The 14,853-nt window shown below is 66.0% G+C and carries 12 protein-coding genes; all 12 read right to left on the reverse strand.

From position 1 onward, the window contains the following. Positions 1-12 precede the first annotated feature (12 nt). The gene (locus I6F20_RS25330; protein ID WP_036003576.1) at positions 13-903 is read right to left on the reverse strand and encodes an outer membrane protein assembly factor BamD; all 891 of its coding nucleotides are present in this window, start codon (positions 901-903) and stop codon (positions 13-15) included. Between the two features lie 241 nt (positions 904-1,144). Next, positions 1,145-2,107 carry a UDP-3-O-acyl-N-acetylglucosamine deacetylase gene (lpxC, locus tag I6F20_RS25335; protein WP_109144668.1) on the reverse strand — a complete coding sequence of 321 codons (963 nt, stop codon included), beginning with the start codon at positions 2,105-2,107 and terminating at the stop codon, positions 1,145-1,147. A 364-nt stretch (positions 2,108-2,471) separates the two neighbouring features. After that, on the reverse strand, positions 2,472-4,259 hold the full coding sequence (gene ftsZ, locus I6F20_RS25340; RefSeq protein ID WP_074447532.1) for a cell division protein FtsZ: 1,788 nt from the start codon (positions 4,257-4,259) through the stop codon (positions 2,472-2,474). An 87-nt stretch (positions 4,260-4,346) separates the two neighbouring features. Then, on the reverse strand, positions 4,347-5,669 hold the full coding sequence (gene ftsA / locus I6F20_RS25345) for a cell division protein FtsA (RefSeq protein ID WP_036003557.1): 1,323 nt from the start codon (positions 5,667-5,669) through the stop codon (positions 4,347-4,349). Further along, entirely contained in the window at positions 5,666-6,694 is a 1,029-nt protein-coding gene (locus I6F20_RS25350; protein WP_225128317.1) for a cell division protein FtsQ/DivIB, read from the reverse strand. The genes ftsA and I6F20_RS25350 overlap by 4 nt, the downstream gene beginning before the upstream one ends. Before the next feature lie 350 nt (positions 6,695-7,044). Beyond that, positions 7,045-8,031 carry a D-alanine--D-alanine ligase family protein gene (locus I6F20_RS25355; RefSeq protein ID WP_036028358.1) on the reverse strand — a complete coding sequence of 329 codons (987 nt, stop codon included), beginning with the start codon at positions 8,029-8,031 and terminating at the stop codon, positions 7,045-7,047. A 147-nt stretch (positions 8,032-8,178) separates the two neighbouring features. Then, positions 8,179-9,096 carry a UDP-N-acetylmuramate dehydrogenase gene (murB, locus tag I6F20_RS25360; RefSeq protein ID WP_225128318.1) on the reverse strand — a complete coding sequence of 306 codons (918 nt, stop codon included), beginning with the start codon at positions 9,094-9,096 and terminating at the stop codon, positions 8,179-8,181. Positions 9,097-9,101: 5 nt separating this feature from the next. Beyond that, positions 9,102-10,505 carry a UDP-N-acetylmuramate--L-alanine ligase gene (gene murC, locus I6F20_RS25365; protein ID WP_225128319.1) on the reverse strand — a complete coding sequence of 468 codons (1,404 nt, stop codon included), beginning with the start codon at positions 10,503-10,505 and terminating at the stop codon, positions 9,102-9,104. A 148-nt stretch (positions 10,506-10,653) separates the two neighbouring features. Continuing rightward, on the reverse strand, positions 10,654-11,754 hold the full coding sequence (gene murG / locus I6F20_RS25370; protein ID WP_249787899.1) for an undecaprenyldiphospho-muramoylpentapeptide beta-N-acetylglucosaminyltransferase: 1,101 nt from the start codon (positions 11,752-11,754) through the stop codon (positions 10,654-10,656). A 115-nt stretch (positions 11,755-11,869) separates the two neighbouring features. Beyond that, positions 11,870-13,021: a putative lipid II flippase FtsW gene (ftsW, locus tag I6F20_RS25375; protein WP_057026925.1), complete on the reverse strand. Its 1,152-nt coding sequence runs from the start codon at positions 13,019-13,021 to the stop codon at positions 11,870-11,872. A gap of 101 nt (positions 13,022-13,122) precedes the next feature. Continuing rightward, on the reverse strand, positions 13,123-13,416 hold the full coding sequence (locus tag I6F20_RS25380; RefSeq protein ID WP_036003531.1) for a hypothetical protein: 294 nt from the start codon (positions 13,414-13,416) through the stop codon (positions 13,123-13,125). Positions 13,417-13,446: 30 nt separating this feature from the next. Then, positions 13,447-14,847, reverse strand: a complete 1,401-nt coding sequence (gene murD, locus I6F20_RS25385) for a UDP-N-acetylmuramoyl-L-alanine--D-glutamate ligase (RefSeq protein WP_225128321.1) — start codon at positions 14,845-14,847, stop codon at positions 13,447-13,449. Positions 14,848-14,853 lie beyond the last annotated feature (6 nt).

Here is a 14,853-nt window from a genome sequence, read left to right on the forward strand (position 1 = left end):
GAACCAAATTTCCTAGCCGAGACCCATCTTCTTGAAGGTCCGGCTGATCCAGGACCCCTGATTCTCGCTCGGCTCGAGACCGCCGGATTTTACAAGATTATAGGCGTCCTTGTACCAGCGGCTGTCAGGAAAATTGTGCCCAAGCACCGCCGCCGCGGTCTGCGCTTCGCCAACGATGCCGATCGCCATATAGGCCTCGGTGAGCCGGAACAGCGCCTCCTCGACATGGCGAGTGGTCTGGTACTGCGTCACGACGGTCTTGTAACGATTGATGGCGGCCGTGTAGTCGCGCTTCTGGGCGTAGTAGCGGCCGACATTCATTTCCTTGCCGGCGAGCTGGTCGCGCGCGCCCTCGATCTTGGCCTTGGCCGAGGTCGCATATTCCGAGTTCGGATATTTGCGCACCACCTCTTCCAGTGCGGCGATCGCCTTTTCGGTGCGGGTCTGGTCGCGGCTGATGTCCGGGATCTGGTCGTAATGGGAGGCGGCGATCAGGTATTGCGCATAGGCCGCATCCGGGCTGCCGGGATGCAGCGTGACGTAGCGGGTGGCGGCACCGATGCAACCGTCATAATCGCCGCCCTGATAGGACGCATAGGCCGACATCAGCAGCGACTTGCGGGCCCAGTCGGAATAAGGATGCTGGCGGTCGACCTCTTCGAACTTCTTGTTCGCCGCCTTCATGTCCTTCTTCTCGTTCATGAGGTACAGGCCCTCATTGTAGATCTTGTCGGCGGGCTCCTCGACGAAGGTGTCATCCTTGGCGGTGAACTTGTCCCAGAGCGCGCCCGTGCCGCATCCGGCGAGCGGCAGCGCAAGAACGATGAAGGTGACGGCCTGAATCAGCCCCCGGGCTCGCGACGAGACCGAAAAAAATCCGCGCGTCATACGCTGTGCCGACATGAGTTTAAGCCCTGACGCCCTATGATGCGGTGTCCGCCAGCCCACGAACCCCTCATGGGCGCGAAATGTGACCGTGGTGCCTGCCACGCGACCACGCCGATGTATCCGAAAACGATCGTTAACGAACCGGATAGGGAGGCATTTCGCCCGGATTAAGGCGAACCTGCCGCAATGCTAGCCGATCATGGTTACCAGGAGTTTCCCGGGGCCGCCAACCACGTTCCGAAGGCGACAGGCCGCGTCAGGACACATCCGGTCCGAAGGCCGCAGCGACCCGGCCGCCGACGATGCCACGACCGACCTCGCCCACGGCACGCGTGGTGCGGCGGGCAGCCTCGCCCTCGACCACCCGCCAGGCGGTCCGGTCGGCGAGCAGCGCCGTCAAGACGGCGTGGTTGAGCTTATGACCGCCACGCACCGAGCGGTAGGCGCCAAGCAGCGGCAGGCCGGCCAGCGAGAGGTCGCCGATCACGTCCAGCACCTTGTGACGGGCGCATTCATCGGCGTAGCGCAGGCCCTCGGTGTTGAGCAGCCGCTCGTCGTCGAACACGACGGTGTTGTCGAAGGAGGCGCCGAGGGCATAGCCGGCGCTCCAGAGCCGCGCGACGTCGCACATCAGGCCGAAGGTCCGGGCCCGGCCGACTTCACGGCGGAAACCTTCCGGATTGAGGTCGAAGGCGTAAGCCTGCTGGCCGATGACGGGATTGGTGAAATCGATCTCGACCTCGACGCGGAACCCGTTGGTGTGGGGCCTGACCTCGCCGAAGGAGTCGCCGATCTTGACCGAGATCGGCTTCAGAACCTGGATGAAACGGCGCTGCGCCGGCTGGGTGACGATGCCGGCCTGGTCGATTGCCGCGATGAAGGCGGCGGCGCTGCCGTCCATGATCGGGACTTCGGGACCGTCGATCTCGATGGTGGCGTTGTCGACACCCATTCCCCGCAGTGCAGCAAGCACATGCTCGGCAGTGGACACCAGCGGACCGTTGCGGTCGCCGAGGACCGTGGCAAAGTCAGTCGCAATCACTTGCTCGGCGGTGGCCTGAACTTCGCGGTCACTTCCCTCAAGTCCGGTCCGGACAAAAATAAAACCCGCGTCGACAGGCGCAGGCCCAAGCGTGAGAGTGACGGGAAGACCGGAATGAACGCCCACGCCTGCCACAGAGGCTTGCGCACGAAGCGTTGTTTGCCGGCTAAATTTCATCAGGAACCCGCCCCACTAAGACCCACTGCGACTTATACGAGACCTGCTTGGCCGGCCAGAGCCGACGCTACCGAATCTCCGTATCCCCAAGTCACGGCAAACCATAGTTGCAGCCTCAAACAGCGCCAACTCACGCTTTTTTACCGATTGTTACCCCAAACCTGCCGTATTCGCGCCAAGGCTTAACCAAATTGCGCCGGGTTTCGGGACCGCTATCGGCAGTTCTACTGAACCACCGAAGCCGTAATTAATCATTTAAAATCAGTTGTTTGGCTGCTCAATCCGGACATGCCCGGGACAAAAGGAAAGGTCCCGGCCAGCTCCTCGCCGGGACCTTTTTTCGTCTGCCTTATTGTAACAATCCTCAGGTCGCCTGCCGCCGCAGGAAGGCCGGGATATCAAGATGGTCGTCACCCTGTGGCGCCGGCGCAACAGGCGCGGGGCGGCCATGGACGTCCAGACCCTGCGGCGCGGGACGGCGGGCATACTCCGATACCGGCTCGTTGGACGCGATCTGCTGCGCCACGGTCTTCTGCGGCCGGCGTTCGGGCAGCGGCGGCATGGCGGGACCGGCGGTGCGGGCCGCGACCGGTGGCTCGCTTTCCTCGTCGCGACGGCCGAGGCCGACATTGGCGAGGCGCTGCAGCAGCGACAGGCGGGTCTTCTGCGGGGTCTCCTCCTCAGCCTCGCCGCGGGCCTGCCGAATCTCGGCTTGCGCCGGCATCGGCAGCTCCTCGATTCGCGGCATGCGCGGCGCGCGGGCCGGACGCTCGGCCTGCGGCGGGATGAAGGTATCAGGCGTCATCGGCTCCTGCACCGCGACCGGGGCCATGTCGGCCTCCGGGAACAGGGTCGGCTTCTGCGCGATCGGGCGCACGGTGACGTCGCCATAGGTCTGTGGCGCGGGCGGCTGCGGCACCTCGGAAACGGCAGCGGCGATCGCGGCGAGCGCAGCACGCTCGACGTTCGGACGGGGCGCGGCGGCAGCCGGAGCCGGCGCGGCGGCCGGGGTCTGGGCTTCCAGCTTCTGAGCGCGCTCGGCCAGACGCTGATTGTCGGCACGCAGCCGGGCGGTCAGGTCGGCGAGACGGCTCTCGGCGGCGGCGGCCGGGGCGGCAGCCTGCTGCATCTGCGGTGCCGGATTGGCGACGGGCGCAGAGGTGGCCTGGCTGTTGCGGGCGATCGCGGCCTGCTCGATGCCGGTGGCGACCACCGAGACGCGGATCAGACCGTCGAGCGCTTCGTCGAAGGTGGCGCCGACGATGATGTTGGCGTCCTGGTCGACTTCCTCGCGGATGCGGGTCGCGGCTTCGTCGACCTCGAACAAAGTGAGGTCCTTGCCGCCGGTGATGGAGATGAGGAGGCCCTTGGCGCCCTTCATCGACGAGTCGTCGATCAGCGGGTTGGCGATCGCGGCTTCCGCGGCGGTCAGCGCGCGCTTGTCGCCGGAGGCTTCGCCGGTGCCCATCATCGCCTTGCCCATCTCGCGCATGACGGCGCGGACGTCGGCGAAGTCGAGGTTGATCAGGCCTTCCTTGACCATCAGGTCGGTGATGCAGGCGACGCCCGAATAGAGCACCTGGTCGGCCATCGCGAAGGCGTCGGCGAAGGTGGTCTTCTCGTTGGCGACCCGGAACAGGTTCTGGTTCGGGATGATCAGGAGAGTATCCACGACCTTGTGCAGCTCGGAGATGCCGGCTTCGGCCGTGCGCATGCGGCGCTGGCCCTCGAAGTGGAACGGCTTGGTCACCACGCCGACGGTGAGGATGCCCATGTCGCGCGCGGTCTTGGCGATGACGGGAGCTGCACCCGTGCCGGTGCCGCCGCCCATGCCGGCGGTGACGAACACCATGTTGGCGCCCGAGAGATGGTCGCGCAACTCGTCGATCACCTCTTCCGCGGCCGCGGCGCCGACGTTCGGCTGTGAGCCGGCGCCGAGGCCTTGCGTGACGGCCGTGCCCATCTGCACGATGCGCTGCGCCTTCGACATGGTCAGCGCCTGCGCGTCGGTGTTGGCGACCACGAAGTCGACGCCCTGCAGGCCCGCCGTGATCATGTTGTTGACGGCGTTGCCGCCGGCGCCACCGACGCCGAACACGGTGATCCGGGGCTTCAGTTCGTGAATATCAGGAACATTGATGCTGATGGTCATGGTTGCCTCTCGATCACGCGCGCGTGGGTTCGCCCCGGCCGGTGGCCGCGGGAGTTGGTGAAAATCGAAGATTGCGGAAAGCGGTCATCAGAAGCCCTCGCGTAGCCATCGTCCGACCTTTCCGAAATATCCGCCGGTCCCTGTCTTGATCTGCTGCCGCGTATGCCGCGGTTCGACATGTTCGAGGTGAACATATTGCGGGTAGACCAGAAGTCCGGCCGGCACCGCGAACGCGGCGTTCTTCGCCTCGTTGGGAAGCCGGCCGAAACCGAGCGGACGACCGACCCGCACGGGCCGGCCGAGAATCCGGGTGCCGAGATCGACGAGGCCGGTCAGCTGCGAGGCCCCGCCCGAGAGCACGACGCGGCCGTTCGGCTCTGCGGCGAAGGGCGAATCCTTCAGCTTGTCCCGAACCATTTCGAAGACTTCCTCGGCACGGTGCTTGACGATGTTCGCGATGGTGGCGCGGGAGACGATCTGCGGCAGATCCTGCTCGTCACCGGCTGTCGGCACAGACATCAGCTCACGCGAGTCCGATCCGCCGGTGATGACGGTGCCGTATAAGGTCTTGATTCGCTCGGCATCGGCAATGGTCGCCGAGAGTCCGCGCGCAAGATCCATCGTGATGTGTTGCCCGCCGACCGCAAAACCTGCCGCGTGCACGAAGCGGCCGCCCGAATAAACGGCAATCGTGGTGGTGCCGGCGCCCATCTCGACGACAGCGGCGCCGAGATCGGCCTCGTCGTCGGTCAGCACCGAGAGTCCGGCCACATAGGGGCTCGCTGCCATGGCTTCGACATTGATGTGGCAGCGCTCCACCGCCAGCATCAGGTTCCGCGCCACGGTGGCGTCGCAGGTGACGACGTTCATGTCGACGCCGAATTGGTGCGCGACCATGCCGCGTGGATCGCGGATGCCTTTGACACCGTCGAGCGTGTAGCCGACCGGCAGGGCGTGCAGCACGGTGCGGCCTTCGCCGGTGGCGTGGCGCATGCCGGTGGAGGTGACGCGGCTGACATCGGCCGGCGTCACGGCGCCGCCACGAATGTCGGCGGCAGCCTCGACCAGCTGGCCGGCGAGCCGGCCGCCGGAGACCGACAACAGCACGGACTCGACCCGCACCTTGGCCATCTTCTCCGCAAGCCCGACGGCCTGGCGCACCGCCTGCTCGCATTCGCCGAGATCGATCACCGCGCCGGCCTTCATGCCGCGCGCCTGGATCTGGCTGTAGCCGATCAATTCCACCGCATGGGTGCGGCCGCGCAGCGCATCGCTCGGCGGCGACGGCTTCAGCCGCGCGATCATGCAGGCGATCTTGCTGGTGCCGATGTCGAGGCAGGCGACGATGCCGCCGCGCTTGTGCGGCATCGGGCGCGTCTTCGGCGTCTGGGTGCGATCGAGACCGGTCATGCGGAATCCCCGGCCTTCTTTTTCTTCTTGTCCTTGAACAGCTCCTCGCGCGCCTTGGCGGCGTCCTCGGAGAGCTGCACCACCAGCCGGTCCGGCAGGCGCATGTCGACGGCGACGATATCGCGCGAGAACAGCCTGTCCTCCTTGTCGAGCTTCGACAGCATCGCAAGCGCGTTGCCGACGTCCTGCTCGGGCAGGCGAATGTCGAGACCGTCCTTGAGCCGCAGGTTCCAGCGCCGCTCGCCGACATAGATCGCAGCCTTGGTCACCGAATGGACCTGCGGGTAGCGCGCCAGCAGCGCCAGGAAATCGCGGGCCTGGGTCTCGGCGCCCTTGCCGACCACGAGCGGCAGCGACAGGAAGCGGCGCGAGACATAGGGCTCGAGCACGGCGCCGTCGTCGGCGATGACGGAGAGCCGGCCGGCCTCCTGCCACAGCGCGAACGCCTTGCGCTCGGTGAGCTCGATCATGAGCTGGCCCGGATAGAGCTTCAGCACGGTCGCATCCGCGATCCAAAGATTGGCCTTGAGCTTGTCGCGCACTGCCTCGGCATCGAGGAACAGCAGCGAGGAGCGGCCGCTGACGCCGCCGATCGCGAGGATCTCGTCCTGGGTCAGCTGCTTGCGGCCGTTGATGACGACGGAGGTGATGCGGAAGCCGGCGGAATTGGCCAGCGCATTGCGGGCATCGCTGACCGCGGTGACGAAATCCTGGAGGTGGCCGCCCTTGACGATGCCGAAGCCGCAGCTGCCGATCAACAGCAGCACGGTCATGCTGAGGCCGACCCGGCGCGGCAGATAGCACTCGACCAGCGCGACCAGGCGCGGCGGCGGCTCGCGCTCGACGGCGGCCTTGGCCTGGGCTTTGGCTTTGGCCTTGTCCCTGGCGGCAGCGCGCGCCTCTTCGCGCTTGACCTGCACCCACTCGCGCAGAAGCACGACCGCTCCGATAGCGGCCGCCTTCAGGTCAGCTTGGGGCCTCAGCGATCCGAAAAGCGATCGGGTGAGGCGTCCTGCACCATCCATTGCACGAGCTCGTCAACAGTTTGCCCGCGACATCGCGCGGATCCTGGCGAACATGACGTCTCGGACTTGCCGGGCCGGGTGCTGGTCTTCAGCAGAAGAAAACCTCTCCCCTTCAAAGCGTTCGCTGGAGGTGACATCACCCGCGACAGCTCACGCGCCGGCAGCCAAAGCGCCATATGCGCCGCCAGCGTTAACCTTCGGACGTCCTGGTAAACAAAAGGTAAAATTCGTTAACGACCTGCGCATTTTGCCTCGCGATATCTGGCATTTGCGCCGCCATGTCCGGCATTTTACCGGTTTTGGCCACCAAACCGGCCCGTTTCGCCGGTCCGGCCGTTAACCAGTCCTGACTATTTCCGCACGCGCTGGCAGGCGAGCTCGACCAGGCCGCGCAGGAAGTCGACGAACTCGATGCCTTCGGCTTTCAGCGCCTTGGGGTAGAGCGAGGACTTGGTCAGCCCGGGCAGCGTGTTGGTCTCGAGATAGACGAGGCCCTTGTCCGAGACGATGAAGTCAGAGCGGGAATAGCCGGTGCAGGACATTGCGCGATGGGCCAGCATCGCCTGCGCCTGGAGCGCGGCGGTGATCTCGGGTGCGAAGCGGCCGGGGCAGATCTCCTGGGTCGACTTCAGAAGATATTTCGCCGCGTAGTCGAAATTGCCCTCGCCCGGAATGATCTCGATCGGCGGCAGCGAGATGATCGAGCCGTCGGTGCGCTCCAGCACGCCACAGGTCGCCTCCACGCCGGCGATGTAGGGCTCGATGACGTACTCTTCATGCTTCGCTGCGTTGCGGACAGCGACGAGGTCCTGCTTGGCATTGACGAAGATCAGGCCGTAGCTCGACCCGTCGCGCGCGGGCTTTGCGATCAGCCTTCCATACTCGGCGAAAGCCTCGTCGATATCATCGAGCGCAAGATTTTCCGGCGGCGTCACGCCGCCGAGCGCGGCGAAGCGCTTGGCTGCGATCTTGTCGAAGGCCAGATGCGACGACGCCGAGCCCGAGCCGGTGAAGGGCACGCCGCGCGCCTCGCACATCACCTGCAATTCGCCGTTCTCGGCACGCCCGCCGTGCAGGCCGAGCACCAGCACGCGATCCTCAGCCTTGGCCCGGTCGAGCGCCTGCGCGAGCGGGACGCCGCGCGTGCCCGGCTTGAATTCGTCCTCGAACGGGCGGGCATGCTCGAGCAGCTGCTTCGACTGCACGACGTGCACCTTGTCCTCGACGTCCCACCACCAGAGGTCAGCCTCGGGCAGCGCCTGATGCAGCGCCTGGGCTGTGGCAACCGAGACGAGACGCTCGCGGTTGGAGCCGCCGAAGAGGATGGTGATGCGCATGTTTCTGTCACCCATGTGTATCGTCATTCCGGGATGCGCCGAAAGGCGCAGGCCCGGAATCCATAACCACGATCGTGAGTATGGATACTCGGGTGCGCAATTGCGCACCATAGCTCGCGACTTCGTCGCGCTCCGGAACGACGGTGATCATGAAACCCCGATCCGCTTGATTTCCCAGTGTAGCTCGATTCCGGAATTCGCCTTCACGCGTGCACGTACCGTCTCGCCCAGCGTCTCGATGTCGTGCGCGGTGGCCTCGCCCGTGTTGATCAGGAAGTTGCAGTGCATCTCCGAGACCTGCGCGCCGCCGGCGCGCAGGCCGCGGCAGCCGGCGGCGTCGATCAGCTTCCAGGCGGAATGGCCGGGCGGATTCTTGAAGGTCGAGCCGCCGGTTTTCTCGCGGATCGGCTGCGCGGTCTCGCGATGGCTCTGCACCTCCGCCATCCGCGCGCGGATCGCTTCCGCGTCCCTGATCTCGCCGCGAAAGCGCGCGGAGGTGAAGATGATGGAGGGATCGACGCCGCTGGAGCGGTAGACGAACTTCATCTCGGCGTTGGAGAAGACGTGCTTGGTGCCGTCGCGCCCGACGCCCCTCGCCTCGATCAGCACGTCCTTGGTCTCGCCGCCATTGGCGCCGGCATTCATGCGCAGCGCACCGCCGATCGTGCCGGGAATGCCGAAATAGAATTCGAGCCCACTGATATTGGCGGAGGCCGCAACTTCGGCCACGCGCTTGTCGAGCGCAGCCGTGCCCGCGGTGACGATGTCGCCGCTCGCAGTCGCCTCGCCGAAGGCGCGCGGCGCGAGACGAATGACGACGCCGGCAACGCCGCCGTCGCGCACGATGAGGTTGGAGCCGACGCCGATAACGTAGACCGGGATGTCGGGCGCAAGATGGGCAAGGAAGTAAGCGAGATCGTCCTCGTCCGCCGGCGTGAACAGCACCTGCGCCGGACCGCCGACGCGAAACCAGGTGAACTCGGCCAGCGACTGGTTCGCCAGCAGCCGCCCGCGCAGATCCGGCATCGCGGCTTTGAGAGCGGGCGTGATGTCGGGGAAACCCACCGCCCTTACCCCAGCGCCTTCAGCTGGTCCGGCAGCGCATACGCCCATTGCGTGATGTTGCCGGCGCCGAGACATACAACGAGATCGCCGCTCTTGGCGATGCCATGGACGATTTTGGCTAGTTCGCCGGCATTGGGCAGCGGGATCACCTCGCGATGGCCGTGGGCGCGCAGGCCGGCGACGAAATGATCGCGGTCGATGCCTTCGATCGGCGCTTCGCCGGCGGCATAGACGTCGGCGACGACGACCGCATCGGCATCGTTGAAGCAGGTGCAGAACTCCTCGAACAGCGATTGCAGGCGGGTGTAGCGATGCGGCTGCACCACCGCGATCACCTTGCCGGTATAGGAATCGCGCGCGGCCTTCAGCACGGCTGCGATCTCCACGGGGTGATGGCCGTAATCATCGATCACGGGGACGCCGTTCCACTCGCCGGTCTTGGTGAAGCGCCGCTTGACGCCGCCGAAGCCCGCCAGCGCCTTGCGGATCGCCTCGTCAGACACGCCGAGCTCGTGCGCGACCGCGATCGCCGCCGTCGCGTTGGAAGCATTGTGCCGGCCCGGCATCGGCAGCGCGAGATCGGCGATCTCGTGCGTGGTGCCGTTCTTGCGGTCGCGGATCACGACCTTGAACTTCGAGCCGCCGCCGCCGGCGGTGAGATCGACCAGCCGCGCATCGGCCTGCGGATTCTCGCCATAAGTGATGATGCGGCGGTCCTCGATCTTGCCGACGAGGCTCTGCACGACGGGATGATCGATGCACATCACGGCAAAGCCGTAGAACGGCAGGTTCTCGACGAAGTGACGAAACGCGTCCTGCACCGCCTCGAAGGTCTTGAAGTGATCGAGATGCTCGGGGTCGACATTGGTGACGATCGCGACATCTGTCGGCAGCTTCAGGAACGTGCCGTCGCTCTCGTCGGCCTCGACCACCATCCAGTCGCCGGCGCCAAGCCGCGCGTTGGAGCCGTAGGCGTTGATGATGCCGCCGTTGATCACGGTCGGATCGAGCCCGCCGGCGTCGAGCAGCGTGGCGACCATCGTCGTCGTGGTGGTCTTGCCGTGGGTGCCGGCGATGGCGACGCAGCTCTTCAACCGCATCAGCTCGGCCAGCATCTCGGCGCGGCGCACCACGGGAATGCGCCTCTCGCGCGCCGCCATCAGTTCCGGATTGTCGCGCTTGATCGCGGAAGACACGACCACGACCTCGGCGCCGTCGATATTCTCGGCCTTGTGGCCGACCGAGACTTTCGCGCCCTTCTTGCGCAGACGGTCGAGATTGTAATTGTCGGCGGCATCGGAGCCCTGCACGGCGTAGCCGAGATTGACCAGCACCTCGGCGATGCCGCTCATACCGATTCCGCCGATCCCGACGAAGTGGATGGGTCCGATCTCGCGCGGCAGTCTCATGTGGTTTCCTTGGGGTCATCGTCCGCGAAGGCAGACGATCCAGTACACCGCGACGCCAGAGATTCAAATCAACTGCGTCGGATACTGGATGCCCCGCTTTCGCGGGGCATGACAAGTGGCTTTTTGGCCATCCGGGCCGGAACAGGCGTCAGATTCCCGCGACCTTGACCACGAGATCCGCTAGCCGCTCGGCCGCATCGAGCCGCCCCGCCCCCTTCGCAGCCGCCGCCATGGCGGCGAGGCGCGCGGGCTCGGCGGCGAAGCCAGAAATTTCGGACGCCAGCCGGTCGGAGGTGAATTCGGTCTGCGGGATCCGGATCGCGCCGTCGACCTTGGCCAGCACGCCGGCATTGGCGAACTGGTCCTGGTCGATCGAGCCGGGCAACGGCACCAGGATGGAGGGCCGGCCGATCGCGGCGAGTTCGGCCACGGTACCCGCGCCGGAGCGCGATACCACGAGATGATTGGAGGCAAGCCGCGCCGGCAGATCCGTGAAGAACGGCGCGAGCTCGGCCTTGATCTTGAGCTTGTCGTAGACGGCGCGGACGCGGCTCATGTCCTCTTCGCGCACCTGCTGGGTGAGAACGAGACGACTCCACAGCGCAGGCTCGAGCCGCTCGATCGCATCAGGCACGATGTCGGCCATGATGCGCGCGCCCTGGCTGCCGCCGACGACGAGCAGACGCAGCGGACCGTTCGGCTCGGGCGCGGCATACTTCACCGCGGCGGCCGCGAGGATCGCCGGACGCATCGGCGTGCCGACGGTCGTCGTCTTGCCTGCCAGCGCCGGATCGCGATCGAGCACACCGGGCAAGGACGTCGCGATGGCGCGCACGCGGCTCGACAGGAACCGGTTGGCGCGGCCGAGCACGGCGTTGGCGTCGTGGATGATGCCGGGCACGCCGGCGAATTTCGCCGCGACCAGCGGCGGCAGCGTCGGATAGCCCCCGAAGCCGACGACGGCGACGGGCTTCAGCCGCTTGATCAGCGCGTAGGCGGACAGCGTGCCGGCGGCAAGCGTGAGGCCGGCATAGGCCAGCTGAAGCGGATTGCGGCCGCGCGCGGTCTCGCTTCTGACCACGTCGATCATGTCCTTGCTGAACAGCCCGCTATAGCGCAGCGCGCGCTCGTCGGTGACGAGGCGGACGCGATAGCCGCGCCGGATCAATTCGACGCCGAGGGCCTCGGCCGGGAACAGATGGCCGCCGGTGCCGCCCGCGGCGAGAAGAATCAGGGGGGACGTGTCCATAATGAGGGAGTTTTACAGGGTCTTTCTCGTCATTGCGAGCGAAGCGAAGTAATCCAGACCACCTCCGCGGAGACAGCCTGGATTGCTTCGTCGCTTCGCTCCTCGCAATGACGGCTCACGCGTAACTGCGCATCGCCTCGGCGTGGCCGCTCGCCTCGACCTCGGTGCGCGGGCGCAGCCGCGTCAGCGCCAGCATCATGCCGACGCCATAGGCGAGCGAGACCATCGAGGAGCCGCCATAGGAGATGAAGGGCAGCGTCATGCCCTTGGCGGGGATGAGCTGCAAGTTCACCGACATATTGATCGCCGCCTGCACGCCGAACAGGATCGCGAGCCCGGAGGCCGCAAAGCGCGAGAACATGTCCTCGTTGGCATAGGCGCGCGACAGCGTGCGCATGACGACGAAGGCGAACAGCGCCAGCATCGCAAGGCACAGGATGATGCCGAACTCTTCGCCCGCGACCGCGAAGACGAAGTCGGTGTGGCTGTCCGGCAGGCTGCGCTTGGCGATGCCCTCGCCCGGTCCGAGCCCGAACCAGCCGCCGTTGTAGAAAGCCTCCATGGCGGTATCGACCTGGAAGGTGTCGCCGGAGGCCGGGTTCATGAAGCGCTTGATGCGCCCCGCGACGTGCGGAACGAACAGATAGGCGCTGAACAGGCCGGCCGCGCCGAGACCTGCGAGGCCGAACACCCAGATCATCCGCATGCCCGCGATGAAGAACAGCGAGCCCCACACCATCAGGACCAGCATGGTCTGGCCGAAATCCGGCTCCATCACCAATAGCGCGACCAGCATCAGCAGCAGCACCACCGCCATCGAGGTCGCCGGCATCTCCGGGCGCCTCGTCGATTCCGCGAACAGCCAGGCCGCGATCACGACGAAGGACGGCTTTGCGATCTCGGAGGCCTGGATGTTGACGCCGAGCAGCGTGATCCAGCGGCGCGAGCCCTTCACCTCCGGGCCGAAGGCGAGCGTGAGCACGATCAGGACGATGCTCGCCGCGAAGATGATCAGCGCCGAGCGGCGGATCGCGCGCGGCGACAGGAAGGACACCCCGAGCAGCACGATGCAGGACGGCACCAGGAACAGCACGTGGCGGCTGAAGAAATGGAAGGCATCGAGCCCGATGCGGGTCGCAACCGGCGGGCTCGCCGCCAGCGACAGGATCACCCCGGTCAGCATCAGCCCCAGGATGGCGCCCATCAGCGGCTTGTCGACGGTCCACCACCACTCGGAAAAGGGGGTGCGTTCTTCACGGGAGAGCATGGGCGGCCGCTTTCGGACAGAGGTCCGTTCATTGGTCGCCGAGGTTGGTTACCGGGAGGTTAAAGGGACGGGTAACTTTTGAGCGAAGCGTTGGTGCCGGGCTACGAACCGGGAGCCCTGACGAATCGATAGGGTATGCCGCCAAACGCCAGAGTGAGAACGCCATCCTCGGCGAATGAGAACTGGGTTCGTTCAACTTGTGGAGCTGAGGGCTGGTCGGTGACAATCGTCGAGCCCTCCACCCGATATCGAAGATTGATGATTTGTCGCTTGTCGTGCTCACGAATTGTGTAGCGCAGCCCACCGCTCTCATCGAACTCGAGCAGGACATTTCCCAGGCGGGCTAGCGCCAGTTCATCGGTCTCGTCTACAAGCCAGGCGCCTACCAGAGTCATTATGTCATTCAATCGTTGGTGTCGGTGTCCTCACACCACCGGCTGCACACCCGGCAGCGCTTGCACCAGCTCGCGGAACTTGGTGCCGCGGATCTCGAAGTTGCGGTACTGGTCGAAGGAGGCGCAGGCGGGCGACAGCAGCACGACGGCATCGGTGAGGCCAGAGGCTTCCGCATCGCGGGCCGCGTGTTCGACCGCAACGTCCAGGGTCTGGCTGATCTCGTGCCCGACCTGTGTGCCCAGCGTGCCCGAAAACTCCTGCGCGGCTTCGCCGATCAGATAGGCTTTGCGGATGCGCGGGAAGAACCCGGTCAGGCTCGTAATGCCGCCGGCCTTCGGCTTGCCGCCGGCAATCCAGAAGATGTCGGCGAAGGACGACAGTGCATGGGCGGTGGCGTCCGCGTTGGTGCCCTTGGAATCGTTGACGAACAACACGTTGCCGCGGCGCCCGACCTGCTCCATGCGATGCGCCAGGCCCGGAAAGCTGCGCAGGCCGTTCTGCAGCACGTCCTGGCTGATGCCCATGGCGAGCGCGACGGCGGCCGCGCAGGCCGCGTTCTGCGCGTTGTGCTGGCCGCGCAGCGAGCCGATGCCGCCGAGCGCGGCGATCTCGCTGCGGGCGCCGCCCGCGGCGCGCACGATGGTGCCGTGCTCGACGTAAATGCCCGACGCGAGCGGGTTCTTGACCGAGATGCGCACCACGTTCTTGCCAGCGCGGTCGAGCCGGTCGGCGATGTCGCGGCAAAAGCCGTCATCGACACCGACAATCGAGGTGCCGCCGCCTTGCACGCCGGCCACAAGGCGCTCCTTCACCGCGGCGTAATGCTCGATCGTGCCGTGGCGATCGATATGGTCCTCACTGACGTTGAGCAGGATGCCGACGGAGGGATCGAGCGAGGGCGCAAGGTCGATCTGGTATGACGACATCTCGATGACGTGGACGCGGCCCGTGCGCGGGGGCTCCAGCGACAGGATTGCGGTGCCGATATTGCCGCCCATCTGAGTGTCGTAGCCGGCGACCTTGGTCAGATGCGCAATCAGCGCCGTCGTGGTCGACTTGCCGTTGGTGCCGGTGATGGCGACGAACGGCGCGTCCGGCGCATGGCGGCGCCGCTCGCGGCAGAACAGCTCGATGTCGCCGATCACCTCCACCCCTGCCTCGCGCGCCTTCAAGACGCTCCAGTGCGGCACCGGATGGGTGAGCGGCACGCCGGGCGCGAGCACGAGGGCTGCGAAATTCGCCCAGGAAACGTTGCGCAAGTCCGCGGTGATGAAGCCGGCCTGCGTGGCCTTGGCGACGTTCTCGGCATTGTCGTCGGCCGCGATCACTTCGGCCCCGCCGGCCTTCAACGCATGGCAGGAGGCGAGCCCCGAGCCGCCGAGGCCGAACACCGCGACCGTCTTGCCGGCGAACGAGGTGACGGGGATCATCGATCG

This window comes from Bradyrhizobium sp. IC3123, assembly GCF_020193625.1.
Lineage (GTDB): Bacteria > Pseudomonadota > Alphaproteobacteria > Rhizobiales > Xanthobacteraceae > Bradyrhizobium > Bradyrhizobium yuanmingense.

What these genes read in the sequence shown, in the direction of transcription:
- I6F20_RS25330 (WP_036003576.1), bottom strand. Translation starts at nt 903, where the DNA reads ATGTCGGCACAGCGTATGACGCGCGGATTTTTTTCGGTCTCGTCGCGA.
- lpxC (WP_109144668.1), bottom strand. Translation starts at nt 2,107, where the DNA reads ATGAAATTTAGCCGGCAAACAACGCTTCGTGCGCAAGCCTCTGTGGCA.
- ftsZ (WP_074447532.1), bottom strand. Translation starts at nt 4,259, where the DNA reads ATGACCATCAGCATCAATGTTCCTGATATTCACGAACTGAAGCCCCGG.
- ftsA (WP_036003557.1), bottom strand. Translation starts at nt 5,669, where the DNA reads ATGACCGGTCTCGATCGCACCCAGACGCCGAAGACGCGCCCGATGCCG.
- I6F20_RS25350 (WP_225128317.1), bottom strand. Translation starts at nt 6,694, where the DNA reads ATGGATGGTGCAGGACGCCTCACCCGATCGCTTTTCGGATCGCTGAGG.
- I6F20_RS25355 (WP_036028358.1), bottom strand. Translation starts at nt 8,031, where the DNA reads ATGCGCATCACCATCCTCTTCGGCGGCTCCAACCGCGAGCGTCTCGTC.
- murC (WP_225128319.1), bottom strand. Translation starts at nt 10,505, where the DNA reads ATGAGACTGCCGCGCGAGATCGGACCCATCCACTTCGTCGGGATCGGC.
- murG (WP_249787899.1), bottom strand. Translation starts at nt 11,754, where the DNA reads ATGGACACGTCCCCCCTGATTCTTCTCGCCGCGGGCGGCACCGGCGGC.
- ftsW (WP_057026925.1), bottom strand. Translation starts at nt 13,021, where the DNA reads ATGCTCTCCCGTGAAGAACGCACCCCCTTTTCCGAGTGGTGGTGGACC.
- I6F20_RS25380 (WP_036003531.1), bottom strand. Translation starts at nt 13,416, where the DNA reads ATGACTCTGGTAGGCGCCTGGCTTGTAGACGAGACCGATGAACTGGCG.
- murD (WP_225128321.1), bottom strand. Translation starts at nt 14,847, where the DNA reads ATGATCCCCGTCACCTCGTTCGCCGGCAAGACGGTCGCGGTGTTCGGC.